Origin of the sequence: Leeuwenhoekiella aequorea (assembly GCF_004104375.1) — a bacterium.
In the GTDB taxonomy this organism is placed as follows: Bacteria; Bacteroidota; Bacteroidia; order Flavobacteriales; family Flavobacteriaceae; genus Leeuwenhoekiella; species Leeuwenhoekiella aequorea.
Genome location: NZ_QOVM01000007.1, coordinates 163,157 through 179,530, shown reverse-complemented (window position 1 = coordinate 179,530; position 16,374 = coordinate 163,157). Strand labels below are relative to the sequence as shown.

Sequence of the window (16,374 nt, the reverse complement as noted above, 5' to 3'; positions counted from 1 at the left end):
CCTTTTTGTATTTTAGATGAAAATTGAACTTTTATGAAACACTTTTTACTTTTCCTCTCATTGTGCTCCATCTTATCGTGTAAAGAACATTCAAATTCTGTAGAACCTGAATCTAATGATGTAGTAAAAGATTCTACTTTAAAAGAACGTGAATATTCGGTATTAGATTCCAAGATTTTAGATGTTGACCAACTTTGGGAACCTTTTAATGAAGATTTAGATCAATTTACCGATACGGATTATACACGTGTAAAAAACTTGACTTTTGAAAAAACAATTCCTGAAATTCAAAACGCAATAGCTGAAGCAAAATTGACTTATGAGGATTTGGTTTTATTTTATTTGACCCGTATTAAGAAATACGACCGAAATAATGAGCTGTCTTTAAATTCTGTAATAGCATTAAATCCTAATGTAATTACCGAAGCTAAAAAGTTGGATTTAGCTGAAAAGGAAATAGATAGCTACTCGATCTATGGGATGCCTATACTTCTTAAAGATAATATTAATGCTTCAGGAATGCCCACGACTGCCGGAGCAGTAGCATTTGAAAATAATAAAACAGAAGATGCCTTTATCACCAAGCAACTCAAAGCAAATGGAGCTTTGATATTAGGTAAAGCAAACTTAAGTGAGTGGGCCTATTTCTTTTGTAATGATTGCCCCAGTGGTTATTCGGCTATAGGCGGTCAAACTTTGAATCCTTACGGAAGAAAAATTCACGATACCGGCGGATCGAGTTCAGGAAGTGGAGTTTCTATGGCTGCAAACTTTGCTGTTGCTGCAGTAGGTTCAGAAACTAGTGGCTCTATACTTTCGCCTTCAAGTTCTAATTCTATAGTGGGACTTAAGCCTACTATAGGTCTATTATCTCGGGGCGGAATTGTTCCTATTTCAAGTACACTCGACACTCCGGGACCTATGACACGATCTGTAGTTGACAATGCTATTTTACTCCAGGCAATGACGGGGCTAGATAGCGAAGATTCTAAAGCAGTTTCTCTAAAAGCTCCAAAAACCGATTATGTTTCCGCATTAAAAAACCTTAACCCTACTGAATATCTGAAAGGAATTCATTTAGGATATTATAATAATTATAAAGATACATTATACGTTACTGCAGTACGTGAATTAAGAGAAGCTGGCGCAATATTAGTAGAATTAGAGCGTCCAGACATTGATTTACCACAGTTTTTAAGAGTGTTGAATCTCGATATGCAAAAAGACCTTCCTGATTATATAACTAAATACGGCTCCAAAGAGCTGGCTCTTAAAGATCTTACTGAAATAACAGCATTTAATAAAGAAGACTCACTTATACGTATGCCTTACGGCCAAGGATTACTTTACGGTGTGCTTGCAGATTCTGCTTCTACGCAAGAGTTTGCTGCTATTAAAGACACTTTAGAACGCAACGGAAGACAATTTTTTGATGAACCCATTAGATCGAACAATCTTGATGCCGTATTATCTATAAATAACTACATGGCAGGTTTTGCTGCTGTCGCAAAATATCCTGCTATAACCGTACCTATGGGGTATAAAGATACAAATGAGCCAATGGGACTTACTTTTATTGCGCCTACTTTATCTGAAGCAAAACTTTTGGAAATTGCGTATGCGTATGAGGTGATTTCTAAAAAGAGAAAGACTCCGGTTGATTTTAAAAATTAATTATTATTTTCTGAAAACGTATTTTTCCAAATCTAAGATTAAGGTAATTTAGGGCTATAAACCTTGAAATTGTGTTATCTTTGCGCCCCGAAATAAATAGCCTTATGCGTACTAAAACCCTAAAGAAGAACAAAATAAACGTAGTAACTCTTGGTTGCTCTAAGAATGTTTATGATAGTGAAGTGTTGATGGGACAATTGCGTGCCAACAACAAAGAGGTAGTACATGAAGAGGAGGGTAATGTTGTGGTTATCAATACGTGTGGGTTTATTGCGAATGCAAAAGAAGAATCTGTAAATACCATTTTAGAGTATGTTCAGAAAAAGGAGGATGGTATTGTAGACAAGGTTTTTGTTACAGGATGTCTTTCTGAGCGCTATAAGCCAGACTTACAAAAAGAGATTCCTAATGTAGATCAATATTTTGGAACTACAGAACTTCCAGGTTTGTTAAAAGCATTAGGAGCAGATTACAAGCATGAATTAATCGGAGAGCGTTTAACAACTACTCCAAAAAATTATGCATATTTAAAAATTGCCGAAGGTTGTGACAGACCGTGTTCCTTTTGCGCAATCCCGCTAATGCGTGGAGGCCACAAAAGTACACCTATAGAAAATTTGGTGATTGAAGCTGAAAAGCTTGCAGCTAATGGTATTAAAGAATTAATACTTATAGCTCAGGATCTTACCTACTACGGGTTAGATTTATACAAAGAACGCGCACTAGCAAAATTATTACGAGAACTCGTTAAAGTGGAAGGTATTGAGTGGATACGTCTACATTATGCATTCCCAACCGGTTTTCCGGAAGATGTACTCGACGTGATGAACGAAGAGCCTAAAGTTTGTAATTACATAGATATTCCCTTACAGCATATTTCGACCAAATTATTGAAATCTATGCGTCGTGGTACAACCTATGAAAAGACTAACGCGTTACTTAAAACCTTTAGAGAAAAAGTACCACAGATGACCATAAGAACTACGCTTATTGTAGGTTATCCTGGAGAAACGCAAGAAGATTTTGAATTGTTACGCGACTGGGTTAAAGAAATGCGTTTTGAACGTTTAGGTTGTTTTACGTACTCACACGAAGAAAATACGCACGCGTATAATCTCGAAGATGATGTGCCTGAAGAGGTGAAAATGGAACGTGCGAATGAAATAATGGCCTTACAATCTCAAATTAGTTGGGAACTCAATCAACAAAAAATAGGGCAGGAGTTCCGTATCGTGGTAGATCGTAAAGAAGGAAATTACTTTGTGGGTCGTAGCGAGTTTGATTCTCCAGATGTTGATAATGAGGTACTCATAGATGCTACAGCTCATTATTTAAAGACAGGTGAATTCACTTGGGTTAAAATAACAGAGGCCGAAGATTTTGATTTGTATGCAGAGCCTATTGTTAAGCAATAGATATTCATTACTTTGACTCTGAAGATTTAGAGTACAAAAATGCATGCAGAAAAGTTAATCCTGACGGAATTTATAATCTAGCGGTAGCATAAAAGCAAACCTTTTTAAAGACATAACACCTCCTGTACTTAATGCGGAAGCCGGAGAATGGTTTCCAAAAGCATCAATTACAAATGGAGCCTGAGCTTGTATGAATGATTGCTCATCATTATTGTATAATATACTCAGTTTATCTACAATAAGTTCTACATGCATTGAAGAATTTTCTCTTTGCAGTTTAAAACGTGAATAGGGAGCAACTTCAAAGTTTTTATAGTAAATTTTAAACCTATTTTCTGTTAATTGCTCTTGGGATAGGGAGCGTAAAAAGTGCAAAATCGACCCCAAATAGGATTTTTGTCTATTTACTATAATCTTTCTTTTGGTTTTTTTCTTTAACTCTTTAAAAAATGTAAAGCCTTCGGTGTATACTTGATGTACATAAGTAAAACCAGTTTCTATACTTTTTTCATAGTTAACTTGAAAGTCTGTCAAGGTATAATTTACTAGATAACCTAAGTGTTTATTCTCTATAACTAAGGGAACATCTGACCAGGCCGTAAGTTGTTTATTCGATTTGCTGTAATGCAGTTTTAAATCATCTTCGTTTAAAATTTTACACTCCAAGGCTTGCAGAGAATTTCCTAAAAATTCTTTTCTAAAAACATTCAGTTTTTTTTTACGCGACCAATCATCATTTTCAATATGTACAGCACTGAGTTCTTCTGTATTTTCTGTAAGATAAATAGGTGCTATTTGTCCGTTTGTATTTAAATAATTTGATACGTAAACCGGAGCGTAACCCAACATACTTATAACTAACGAACTCTTAATTCCTTCTTGAATAGATATGGAATATGCACCAGAGCTATTTGTTATAGTTCCTAATGTGGTGCCATCAAAATATATAGAAACCGCTTCAAGCGCCGTTGAATCTTTGGCACTATAAACATAACCATTCAATGTCTTTTGTGCGAAACCCGATATGGAGCTAAGTAAAATCAGAAAGAAAAAAATACGCATAAAAATGAAAACTAATATTATAGTTATAAAACTACAATATTAGTTTTCAAAAAAGACTGAAAGTTGAATTATTTATTCAAAGCTTTTATTTATTCTAGATTTTCATTTACTACCTTAACTCTAATACCTAAATCCTGAACTTTCTGTAATTGTGTACTAGCATCTCCAACTATGACATAGATCAATTTAGACGGATCTGCGTATTTGCGAGCCATCTGTCTAATATCATCGGTTGTAGTATTCTTAATAGTCTGCTGATTTTTAATTATAAAATCTGGACTAAAATCAAGTGTGGCAATTTTATTGAGATAGTCAATTTTTGCTGATGAAGTTTCAAAATTTCGAGCATCGCTTTTCAGGAAATATCCTTTAGTCAATTCCAAATCTTGCTCGTCAAAATTATCTGCGTAATTTTGCATAATCTCACGTATTAGCTCTGTGCTCTCTGCCGTTACATTACTACGCACACCACTAGAAATCATAAAAGGCCCTGGTAAGGAACTACCATCAAAACGCGATCTAATCCCATAAGTATACCCTTTGGTTTCACGAAGCATTTGCGTAAGATCACTGGCAAAACCACCACCTCCCAAACGATAATTCATCATTTGTGCTTGTAAATAATCTTTATCAGTGGCTGCGAGAGCTACATATCCAAAACGTAACTGAGATTGTTTCGCTCCAGGAACATCTATAAAATATATAATGGGATTGTTTACTTGCTTTGCTGCTGAAGGTTTAATTATACTTACATTCTTTGATTTCCATTTTGAGTTGAGCGTAGCTAAAGCTGTCGTTATTTCTGATTGACTTAAGTCTCCTACAATTTCTAAGGAGGTGATATTGGGAGCAAAGAGATTATAATATGATTTTACATCTTCAATTGCGAGATTCTTTACAGATTGGATAGTTCCCAAGCGGTTTTTCGCTAAGACGTGATCTTTACCATAAATAGCTTTAGCAAATGCAATATCTGCAATACTACCGGGGTCGCCTTTCTGCTGTTCTAGCCGAGTGAGAATATTTTTTTTCTCCAAAATAAATTCTGTAGAATCCCATCGTGGCTCTAATACAATTTCGGCAACGAGATTCATTGTTTTATCAAAATTGCGTGATAATGTTACTCCTTGAAGTATAGTATTCTCTTCTGATACGCGCAAATTTATGGTAGTCCCCAAAAGTGCTAAGGCATCTTCTAATTCTGCAGGAGTTTTATGAAGCGTTCCTTTAGTAAGCAATGCGGCAGTCAGGTTTGCAACGCCTTCTTTCTTATTTGGTTCTGTTATTAATCCGCCTTGTATGGTGAACTGAAAATTTACGAGTGGTACTTCGTCACTTTGAATACCGTGAATCTTAAGTTCATTATCCAATTCTGCAGTCCAGACATCGGGAAGATTTAGTTTTGGGGCTTCGCCGTATTTTGGTTCTTTAGAGCGATCGAAAGAGGAATAGGACCGTTCATATTCAGAAGTTATTGATGGATCAAACTCATCTTCAGCACCATTTACAATTTGTTCTTCTTCTACTTCTGCAGGTTGTGCTCCTTCGAGCGCTAAAGCCATATCACCCTTAGGAATAAAGCTTGTGGTTACGTAATTTTTATCCTTAATATATTTATCGTAAACCGATTTTACATCGGCTATAGTAACAGCTTGAATTTGCTTTAAATCTGCATTAATATAGCCTGGATTTCCTGCGAATATTTGATACTGAGCCAACTGAAACCCTTTTCCTAAAACGCTACTAAGACTGCTGTAAAATTTAGTTTCTTGTGTTGCCTTAATGCGCTCAAGTTCTTCTTTAGAAATTCCATTTTCTTCAAATAATCTGAATGCTTCATTAATTGCTTTATATACAGAATCCAGATCTACGCCTGCATTTGCACGCACACTTAAATTTATCTCCCCAGAAAGTTCTGATCCTCCGTATCGCATAGTGGGATTTGCAGCTAATTGCAAACTATCTATAAGAACCGTATTTAAAACCGCTTTTTTTCCATTTGATAAAAAGTTAGCTAAAACTTCTAACGCATAAGAGTCTTTTGTATATTCTGGAGCAGCAGGCCAGGTCATCGTCAATTGCGGAAGTCTGGCAAAATTATCTTCATAATATAAATTCTTGATGCTGGTAAGTTTTGGTACACGTTTTTCAACTACTGGTATATCACTGCCTCGAGGAATTTCCGCAAAATATTTATTAATCCAATTTTTAGTTTCTTGTGTATCAAAATCACCTGCAATTGTCAAAGTAACATTATTAGGAACATACCAGCGGTTATAAAATTCCTTTACGTCAGAAAGGGTAGCATTTTGCAGATCTTCTAAAGATCCAATTACTTGCCAATTGTATGGATGATCCTTTGGATATAAATTTTTATGAATCACATAATTTTGATGACCGTAAGGACGGTTATCATAGCTTTGACGCTTTTCATTTTTAACCACTTGCTTTTCCTTGGCTAATACAGGTTCTGTAACAGTATTAATAAAATAGCCTAATTTATCAGCCTCTGCCCAGATCATTTTCTCTAAAGCATCGCTAGGAACCGTTTGAAAATAATTTGTACGGTCTCTGTTTGTAGAGCCATTTGCACCACTTCCACCTACACGAGCGCTCATTTTGTCCAGTCCTCCTTTTCCTAAATTTTCAGATTCTAGAAAAAGTAAATGTTCAAATAGATGTGCAAATCCCGTGCGTCCTTCTTTTTCTTTTGCTGAACCTACGTGTGCAGTCAGGGCCACAGCAACCACAGGGTCTGAAGAGTCTTGGTGAAGAATCACAGTTAGACCATTATCTAAAGTATACGATTCATAATTAACTTGTAATTGATTTGATTCTTCCGGTTTAGTTATTTCGGTTTTATTTGAACCACAAGAAGCAAGAACAAATACCGATAGGCTTAAGTAAATAAAATGTTTTTTCATAAAATTAATCAAGTGCAGATTCCTCTCCAGGTATGTTTTTATTTTCTTTTTCTTCATCCAGCTGTTCCATTTCTTCAAAATATTCTTCTGGTTTCATAATTCGCATAGTCTTCTGGGCTACAATAGTATTTGCAAGCGTATAAACATGATTATCTTTATTACGCAGATGAAGAAAGAATAAAGTTATATTTTCTACTCTTCCAGCCATAGGAAAATCTTTATCTACAATTTCTACATAGTCACCAATTTTTAAAGGGTGATTGAAAAATAGAATCAGACCTGAAGTTATATTACTTAGCAAAGACCACTGAGCAAAAAATGCAACACCCAAAATTGTAACGACAGATCCAATACCTGCAATTACATCTGCACCCGATAAACCCCAAATAACTGCAAGGCAGAAACCGAGCACCACAAAAAACAGCGTGTTTAGAAGTTTGATTGTTATTTGTTTGCGAGTTATATCAAAATTGGCGCGTATATATCTACGCACGATAAGTTTAGATACAGCGTATCGTATAAGAATAAGAACTCCTAGAAGTATGAAACTCTCTAATATTTTAAGTTCTAAAGGTGCTAGTATCAAATTATTTACGATAATTATTAGGGTTATTTATAAAAAGCGCATTTGCAAAAAAGAGTTTACCATTTTCCCAGAAAGCTCTAAATAGCGGATCATCTACCATATATGTAATTGTACCCCGCCCTATAGGTTCTACACCGAAAATTAGGCTGTTTTTAAGCTTATTGAGTGCCTCATTTCCTGCAAATCCAGATGTACTTTGAGGATCGTCATTAAGATATGCGACATTATAGCCTTTATCAAGTAGCGAATACGCATCATCACCTATTTTTAAGGAATAATAGGTGTTTTCATATCCAAAAGCTAAAGGATGAGTGGAATCTACATCTGTTTTAAAAATACTACCGCTGATTAGGCTTTTTGAGCTATCCATTTCTCGATCTGCGTAGGAGATTAATTTTGAGGTTATTGAGTCTTTACTTTTAGGTGATTCAAACTTTACCGTTTTTAAATTAAAATCTTCTGTATCAGCAAATAGTTTTAGGGCACCGTCTACAGCAATTAAATTTCCGCCCGTACGCACCCAACTTTTTAATTGTGATAATGTGTTTTCTGAAAGTTTATAACGACCATTAGGCATAACTAAAACATCATAATCAGACCAGTTAACACGATCTGCTTCTGAAACAGCAATGGAAGTTATGGGGTATTCTAACTGCTGCTCAAAGAATTGCCAAGTAGCTCCGTAACTAAGAGAAGATGTCTGCTCTCCCATAAAAACCGCAATTCTAGGTTTATTAATCAACTTTACATAGGGCGATCCAAAATCTGGTCCTGAAGAAGCGAAGCTCGTTGATGCTGGCGTAAGCGTTCGATTAAATTTATTTGCGATCTGTATCAATACGTCATCAAAATTTTCTAACACATTATTATCACTTCGTGTTATTATCAAAGTTCCGGCGGGATACGTGATACCGTCAATAACAAATTCTTTTTCAGAAAAACGCACTTTAATTGCTGCTTGTAATAGAGCACTTAAAAACTTAGCATCTGTCATACTATTCCATTTTGATAAATATCCTGGAGCGGTTTTAGACAGAGTGTTTAGCATTGGCATTTTAGACTTAAAAGTGCCGCCAGTAGCAGGCTTAGTATTTGCAACAGCATTTAAGCCATACGCATAAGGTAAACTCCACGCAGTGATATCGTAAGTAAGTGGAGTAGATAGTGCAGCTTCTGGCTCAAATAAAACGTGCACTAATTTACCTTTGGGTTGATCTGTACTAATATTAATCGCTTCATCATAAGTAAGAGTTTCTTGTTTACCAGTTGTATAGTTGTAACCCGTAGATTTTCCAGATTCGGAAAAAGTATATTGAATACCGTGAACATCTAAAAGATCAATTAATGCTTGTAGGTGATCTTTCTCCCCACTCAACGTGAAGTTTTTGTATTTCACGTTTGCATCATTGAAGTATTTAGCAAACTCAGTATTTAGCTTTTCAATATTTGCTGAAGCCATCTCAACAGTAGAGATTCCGGTTGTAAAATGATGTGCAACCCTATCTACTAAGGTAAGAATACTTCCATCAGATTTTTTAATCCCTAAACCAGCGCTTCCACCACCTGCTTGTTCATAAGTCATACCCATCGACCCGGTATAAGTAGGGTAGGTGTCCCCATAACTTGGATAGAGCAAATCAAAGCGTTCTCTAGTAAAAAATAGCCATCCATTCTGATCAAAATACTTGGCGTGATTTTTTCCTATTAAAGTTTGAAAATTTCTTTGAAAGGGTGTGATAATAGAATGAAATGGTTCTGCGGCAGGTGCAAAATAATAGGGTTCATTAATACCTTGCTCATGGAAATCTACATGAATATGAGGCATCCAACTATTATATACTTTTAATCTCTGGCGCGTTTCAACTTGAGTTGCCCAAGCCCAATCTCTATTTAAGTCGAATAAATAGTGATTCGCTCTACCCCCAGGCCAAGGCTCATTATGTTCTTCGGCATCGGGGTTTGTATCGTAGGGCGTAGCTTTTACTTTATTATACCAGTTTGCATAGCGATCTCTACCATCTGGATTAATACAAGGATCTATAATAACAACAGTGTTCTCTAACCATTCTTTTTTATTTGTGATAAGTTCGTATAGCGTTATCATAGAAGCTTCAGTACTACTGGCCTCGTTGCCGTGTACATTATAACTAAGCCATACAATTGCTTTATCGGGACTTGCAGAGCCAGATTCTAAACCGGCATTTTTAAGTTGGTTTAAACGTATGTTTTCAATATTATTTTGATTCTGCGGAGTTGTGACAATGGCATAGGTTAGTGGTCTGCGCTCATTTGTTTTTCCATACTCGGTATAAGTCACCCATTCAGAATTTTCTGCAACGTGCTTAAAATAAGCAACAACATCTGCATGTCTTGAGAATTGCGTACCTATTTTATATCCGAGAAACTCTTCCGGAGATTTTATAGTTTGTGAAAATGATAAAGTGGTAATAAAAAAAGATAAAATGGCTAGTTTAATTCTCATAGGATTGCTGCGTTGTTAAGTAGTAAATCTACTAAAATTGATAGAAAGTCATATCTTCTAATTAACGTAACTTTAGCGGGCTAAACCCATTTATACGTTTAATTTTGCCTCGAAAATAATATTCAATGTCCAAACATTACCTTCCCTATAAAGAAACTGGTTATTTTTCAAAACTTATCTGTGATTATCTTGATGAAGATGAGACTGTAAAGGGATTTTACTCCAATTTTCCTTCTTTAGAAAATTTTAAAGATCAATTAGAACGTAAAAATTTTTCGCAAGAAAATAGATATGTATTGGTATCTGCTTTAAAAGCTCAATACAAGAATACTGTAGTTGATGAGGCCGTGAATTCAGCTTTAAATTCATTATCAGAAAGGAATACATTCACTGTAACGACGGGTCACCAACTTAATCTTTTTACAGGACCTCTTTATTTTTTATATAAAATTATAAGCACCATTAAGTTAGCGGAAACGCTAAAGGAGGCATATCCAAAATCAAATTTTGTTCCTGTTTATTGGATGGCTACAGAAGATCATGATTTTGACGAGATCAATTACTTTAGGATACATGGGAAAAAAATACAATGGAATAGGGAGGATGTTCTTGATAATAATAAAGGAGCAGTTGGAGCATTTGACACGTCTGGTTTAGAAGCTATTCTTGATCTTATTTGTGCAGAATTTGGTACTACACAAATTGCCAAAGAGTTGTGCACACTTTTTGAAGATGCCTATATAAAGCAGAATAATTTAGCCAACGCTACCCGTTTCTTAGCCAATTCTTTATTTGGTAAATATGGATTGGTTATTGTAGATGGAAACGATAAAGATTTAAAACGAGTTTTTAGTCCATTTATTGAACAAGAGCTTGTAGATCAAATTGCCTATAAATACGTTACAGCACAAGCCGAAGAATTAGAAAACAAAGGGTATCCTGTTCAAGTTAATGCACGTGAAATTAATCTCTTTTATCTTTTACCTAATTCAAGAGAGCGTATTCTTGAGAAGGAGGGCCAGTTTTACGTTAATAATACAGATCTAGTATTTACTAAAGATGCGATTATAAAAGAATTAAAGGATTATCCAGAGCGCTTTAGCCCAAATGTTATTATGAGACCGCTATATCAAGAGGTTATTTTACCAAACCTTGCTTACATAGGTGGTGGTGGTGAAATTGCTTATTGGTTAGAATTAAAGAGCTTTTTTGATAAAGTAAATGTCACTTTCCCAGTTTTAATGTTGCGTAATTCTGCATTATTAATCACCCAGAAACAACATCAAAAGCTTAATAAGTTAGATTTAAGTTTAGAGGATATCTTTCTAAAACAGAACGATTTAATCAACAGGAAGATTAGAAAAATCTCAAATATTGATGTTGATTTTTCTCAACAAAAGGAGCACTTGATACGTCAGTTTGAGGATTTATATAAGATTGCTTCAGAAACAGACGAATCTTTCTTAGGTGCAGTAAAAGCTCAGGAAGTTAAGCAATTAAAAGGCTTAGATAATTTGGAGAAACGTTTATTGACCGCACAAAAGAAAAAATTAAGTGACCATATTCAGCGGTTTACTAGTATTCAGAATGAATTATTTCCTTCTCAAAACTTACAGGAACGTGTTATGAATTTTTCTGAATTTTATCTGGAGCACGGTGATAAGTTGATACCCGCATTATTTGAGGCACTTGATCCCTTAGATAACCGATTTACGGTAATTATCCTTTAATACGTTTTTTTCCTTCTATAGTTATAGGAGAGCCTTCCATACATTGTATACTGTCGGGTTGCCGATGTGATAAGTCTTCAAAAGCGCTACCATAAATACCTCCAAAATCAAAGAGAATTTCAGAATCAAGAATTTTATAGGATTTCCATATGGGATGAGTTACTTCATATTCCCAAGTGTTTAAACTATCTTTTATGCTGTATCCCCAGAAGTGTTCTGTAATAAAACTTATAATACCACCGCTGGTATAAACCTCAGGTTTAGGAGCAGTCGTTACTTGTAACAGCTGCCAACTATCCTCATAGAAAACACCATAACTGAAAAAATTTTCTTCGGAAGTTAGATCATGTTTATAATGCATTTTAAATACACTATAATTCTCATTATAGAGGGTATTTGCAACCCAAGCGATTGCTGGCTTATTTACAATTTCTGAAATAAAAACGGTTCCTCTTTTCCATTTTTTACCGTCAAAATGTTTCACGTAGAAACGAAGATTTACTTCCTCAAAACGTTTGTGAAACGGTATTGATATACCTTTCAATTTTACATCATCAAATAGAAAACCTACCAGGCTTACATAGCATTTACCTTTGTAGAAATCTAATTCTGTATGTGCAGGTAAGTAAGGTTTGAGTATAGTAGGATCCACCGCATAATTGGCAAAGCATAATTTTTTCCAAGAAGCGGTTAAAAAACTCATTTATCTTTTGAAGTATTTCATTGGCGGAACCAGCATTCCAAAACATTCACCATCACCTTTTCCTAAGTGTTTGTGATGCATTTTATGTGCTCGGCGTATACCTTTTGCATACCAATTGTTGGCATTTCTAAATAATTTGAACCGCTGATGAATAAAAATATCGTGAACCATAAAATAAGCAACCCCGTAAGCAAATATGCCTAAACCAATAGGTAAACCTATCCATATATTTTCATATTGCCATAGTAAAAAACAACCTATACTTACTAACGCATAAAAGATGAAAAAAAAGTCATTACGTTCCCACCATGATCCGTGATCTTTATGGTGGTGATCACGATGCAAAGACCATAAAAAGCCGTGCATCACATACTTGTGTGTGAACCAGGCCATAAATTCCATTATTCCGAAGGTTAGTAAAAAAACAAATATCCAAAGAAGTGCTTGCATTTTAAATAAGGTTTAATCGGTATTTTACATAACTGCGAGCGAGCAGAGATGCTTTTACATAATTAGGAACACGTATACGTGCATTTTTAATTTCTAAAGAGGGTGTGCTCTTTAATTTACTCAAAAGTTTTCTATAATATCTGTACGCGGTATAAACTCCAAATTTTGCCTCTACCGGAAGTTTACAAATGCCTGAAAGTCCTTTTGCAAAGTCTGCTTCGATGTCTGCTATAATTTGCTGTTTAGAAACTTCATCAAGCTCATTGAGATTTGTATTTGGAAAATAAGTTCGACTTAACTCTTCGTGATCTGCCTTAAGATCTCTAAGAAAATTTACCTTTTGAAATGCCGAACCCAAACTCATAGCAGATTCTTTAAGTTCGTCGTATTTCTCTCTATCTCCTTGCACAAAAACAGTAAGACACATCAAGCCCACAACATCTGCAGATCCATAGATGTAGTTCTTATACTCTTCTTCCGTGAGGTATTTGCTTTTACTTAAATCTAATCGCATACTGCACATAAAAGAATCTACAAGATGCTTTTCTATCTGATAATCATGAAAAGTTTTTTGAAAAGAATTAAGAATAGGATTGAGACTAATTTTATCAGTTAGCGCAAATTCTAAATCGTCTTCAAATCTACTGAAGAGTGTTTGCTTATCGTAGTCGTGAAATGAGTCGACAATCTCATCGGCAAAGCGTACAAAGCCATATATATTATGAATATCCTTACGTATGCTGGGTGCAAGCATCCTTGTAGCCGTTGAAAACGATGTACTATACATTTTTGTTACTGTCTGCGAACAGGCCAATGAAACGTGGTCAAATATCTCTTTCATTTTTTTTCTTATTCTTTTTTTGTAATCAATCCTGCAACTAATTTACCTGAAATTAGAGATGGAGGTACTCCTGGTCCCGGTACGGTAAGTTGACCGGTAAAGTACAGATTTTCAACTTTTTTGCTTTTTAATTTTGGTCGTAAAAAGGCAGTTTGTAATAATGTATTTGCCATACCATAGGCGTTACCTTTATAGGAATGATATTCTTCAATAAAATCGTTTACACAGAAGGACTCTTTAAATATAATATTTTTTTTAACCTGTTGATTAGTCAAATGTTCTAAACGATCTATGATTTTATCAAAATATTTCGTTCGCAGTTCTGGCGTATCATGTAAGCCGGGAGCAAGTGGTATTAAGAAAAAGCCAGCCTCTTGTCCTTCTGGAGCCATTGAGCTATCTGTTATTGACGGAAAATTAGCGTAAAATAAAGGTTCGTCTGGCCATTCGGGAACATCATATATATCACGCGCATGCTTTTCAAAATCTACATCAAAAAAGAGAGTATGATGATTTACATTTTTAATCTTTTTATCAAATCCTACATAGAATAATAAAGAAGATGGCGCAAATACTTTATTTTCCCAATATTGATCAGAATATTGTCTTAGATTTTTCGGAATTAATGTCTCGGTATGATGATAATCTGCGCCACTTAGCACTATGTCTGCTTCTATATTTTTCCCATTAGCAACAATACCTACAGCTTTGTTTCCTTCAGTTCTGATACGGCTAACTTCACTATTTATATTAAATTGAACTCCTAATTCTTTGGCTAGATCAACCATTGCGCTTACAACAGAAAACATACCATTTTTTGGATGAAAAGTTCCTATCCCAAAATCGGCATAATTCATAAAACTATAAAATGCAGGAGTTTTTGTCGCTTTTGCTCCTAAGAATAAAACCGGAAATTCTAAAATTTCAACAAGACGCTCATTTTTAAATGATTTACGTACTTCTTTACTAATTGTACTAAAGAAAGATCCAATTTTTTTTATGGTTGCCGGAGTGACCAATTCTAATGGTGACACGCCGGGTCTATATACTAGTTCTTTGATGGCAACGTCATAATTTTTACCAGCTTCATCTATGAATTCCTGTAGTTTTGCGGCACTTCCCGGTTCGAGTTGCTCAAAAGTTTGCTTTATTTTTTCTAATGTATCTTCAATAGTTATATAATCATTAACACCAAAGTATACACTATAAGCCGGCCCCAATTTCTCTAAGGAATAATAGTCTGAGGTTTTTTTATCAAAATCTTCAAAAAAACGATCAAATACATCAGGCATCCAATACCAGGAAGGACCCATATCAAATGTAAAACCATCTCTCTTAAGTTGTCGCGCTCTGCCGCCTAGAGAACTATTTTTCTCAAAAACTGCTACTGAATTACCTTCTTTAGCAAGATAGCAAGCGGCAGCAAGAGATGAAAAACCTGAACCTAAAATGACGATTTTTTTTGACATATTTTATAGTTATAGAAGCTCCCTAAAAGCTGCTATAGATTTAATTAATTTTACATTTGATGGTAATTGATCTGTATCTGCATTTTGAACTAACCTACCTAAAAGAAATAGTGGAGCATCTTCATTTTCTAAATCTGTATTAAAATCTTGTGCAAATTTTGAAACTGATATTTCACTAGGTTTCACAGTTAAATACGAAACATAACAGGCATTGGTTTGATTATTCACCAAGTATTTTAAACTTTCTGTCGGAATACTTTGCCCCAGATAAATACATTTATATCCTTTGGAAACGATCTCATAATTCAAATACATTAAACCGAGATCGTGTATTTCATTTTCAGGTAGAAAAAGAATAAATGTTTTTGAAGTATTTATACTCTCAGTAGCATCTGTTCTTTCTATAAGTAAAAGTATTTTTTGCTTTATTAAATTACTTATAAAATGCTCGTGTGCAGGATTAACTACTCCGGCTTGCCATAAAAGACCAATTTCTTCTAACAGCGGAATAAAAATTTGAAAGAATATTTCTCTAAAGCTATATGTTTCTAAGAGACCATTGTATGTCTTCGTAAATAGCTTTTGATCAAAATTCATCATTGCTATTTTAAAGGAATTACGAGCATTGGCGTTGCAACCAAAATCACTATCCTCAACTATCGTCGCTACGAGATTGCCTATTTCTTCACTCGAATTTTCGGCGATCTTAGAAATTTTATAATCGTGATCAAGTAAGAATGCAACGTTGAGTAATTTGGTTAAATCTGGTAAGGAGTAGTATCTGATATTTGTTGCAGATCGCTCTGGTTTCAGTAAATTATATCTACGTTCCCATATACGTATTGTATGCGCTTTAATACCACTCAGGCACTCTAAGTCTTTGATGCTAAATGATGTTTTTACAGCGTTCATGTATAGATTTGCTCGTTGTAGCTAAGCAAATGTACAGTTTTGTTTAAAAGAAATCTGATTTTATTAGACAAAGGCGAGATTTTAGCATTCTCTTAAGAATTAATAGCTTCTCTAAAGGCAAATGCC

12 protein-coding genes are annotated in these 16,374 nt (G+C 34.9%); 3 read left to right on the top strand and 9 right to left on the bottom strand.

Annotated features, from left to right (window positions below; all coding sequences use genetic code 11):
- The first annotated feature begins 33 nt into the window (after window positions 1-33).
- Window positions 34-1,674, top strand: a complete 1,641-nt coding sequence (locus DSM00_RS14360) for an amidase family protein (protein WP_128758668.1) — start codon at window positions 34-36, stop codon at window positions 1,672-1,674.
- A gap of 104 nt (window positions 1,675-1,778) precedes the next feature.
- On the top strand, window positions 1,779-3,089 hold the full coding sequence (gene rimO / locus DSM00_RS14355) for a 30S ribosomal protein S12 methylthiotransferase RimO (RefSeq protein ID WP_128758667.1): 1,311 nt from the start codon (window positions 1,779-1,781) through the stop codon (window positions 3,087-3,089).
- Window positions 3,090-3,143: 54 nt separating this feature from the next.
- Here rimO and DSM00_RS14350 read toward each other — a convergent pair whose 3' ends face one another.
- The 4 genes from DSM00_RS14350 to DSM00_RS14335 form a co-directional block, all read right to left on the bottom strand.
- On the bottom strand, window positions 3,144-4,151 hold the full coding sequence (locus DSM00_RS14350) for a carboxypeptidase-like regulatory domain-containing protein (protein WP_128758666.1): 1,008 nt from the start codon (window positions 4,149-4,151) through the stop codon (window positions 3,144-3,146).
- An 89-nt stretch (window positions 4,152-4,240) separates the two neighbouring features.
- Window positions 4,241-7,075, bottom strand: a complete 2,835-nt coding sequence (locus DSM00_RS14345) for a M16 family metallopeptidase (RefSeq protein ID WP_128758665.1) — start codon at window positions 7,073-7,075, stop codon at window positions 4,241-4,243.
- A 4-nt stretch (window positions 7,076-7,079) separates the two neighbouring features.
- Window positions 7,080-7,661 carry a mechanosensitive ion channel family protein gene (locus DSM00_RS14340; RefSeq protein WP_164916348.1) on the bottom strand — a complete coding sequence of 194 codons (582 nt, stop codon included), beginning with the start codon at window positions 7,659-7,661 and terminating at the stop codon, window positions 7,080-7,082.
- A 1-nt stretch (window position 7,662) separates the two neighbouring features.
- The gene (locus tag DSM00_RS14335) at window positions 7,663-10,143 is read right to left on the bottom strand and encodes a M14 family zinc carboxypeptidase (RefSeq protein ID WP_128758663.1); all 2,481 of its coding nucleotides are present in this window, start codon (window positions 10,141-10,143) and stop codon (window positions 7,663-7,665) included.
- A gap of 125 nt (window positions 10,144-10,268) precedes the next feature.
- Between DSM00_RS14335 and bshC the strand changes: the two genes are divergently transcribed.
- Window positions 10,269-11,873 (top strand): bacillithiol biosynthesis cysteine-adding enzyme BshC, encoded by a 1,605-nt coding sequence (gene bshC / locus DSM00_RS14330; protein WP_128758662.1) that lies wholly within the window; start codon window positions 10,269-10,271, stop codon window positions 11,871-11,873.
- On the opposite strand, the gene DSM00_RS14325 is transcribed toward bshC, so the two are convergent.
- The 5 genes from DSM00_RS14325 to DSM00_RS14305 are packed head-to-tail and all read right to left on the bottom strand — an operon-like array spanning window position 11,863 to window position 16,248.
- Complete coding sequence (locus tag DSM00_RS14325) at window positions 11,863-12,576, bottom strand: YqjF family protein (protein ID WP_128758661.1); 714 nt, start codon at window positions 12,574-12,576, stop codon at window positions 11,863-11,865. The genes bshC and DSM00_RS14325 overlap by 11 nt on opposite strands.
- The gene (locus DSM00_RS14320; protein ID WP_128758660.1) at window positions 12,577-13,026 is read right to left on the bottom strand and encodes a sterol desaturase family protein; all 450 of its coding nucleotides are present in this window, start codon (window positions 13,024-13,026) and stop codon (window positions 12,577-12,579) included.
- A gap of 1 nt (window position 13,027) precedes the next feature.
- Entirely contained in the window at window positions 13,028-13,867 is an 840-nt protein-coding gene (locus DSM00_RS14315) for a phytoene/squalene synthase family protein (protein ID WP_128758659.1), read from the bottom strand.
- Between the two features lie 8 nt (window positions 13,868-13,875).
- Window positions 13,876-15,336 carry a phytoene desaturase family protein gene (locus DSM00_RS14310; RefSeq protein ID WP_128758658.1) on the bottom strand — a complete coding sequence of 487 codons (1,461 nt, stop codon included), beginning with the start codon at window positions 15,334-15,336 and terminating at the stop codon, window positions 13,876-13,878.
- 9 nt (window positions 15,337-15,345) lie between these two features.
- Complete coding sequence (locus tag DSM00_RS14305) at window positions 15,346-16,248, bottom strand: MerR family transcriptional regulator (protein WP_128758657.1); 903 nt, start codon at window positions 16,246-16,248, stop codon at window positions 15,346-15,348.
- Between the last annotated feature and the right edge of the window lie 126 nt (window positions 16,249-16,374).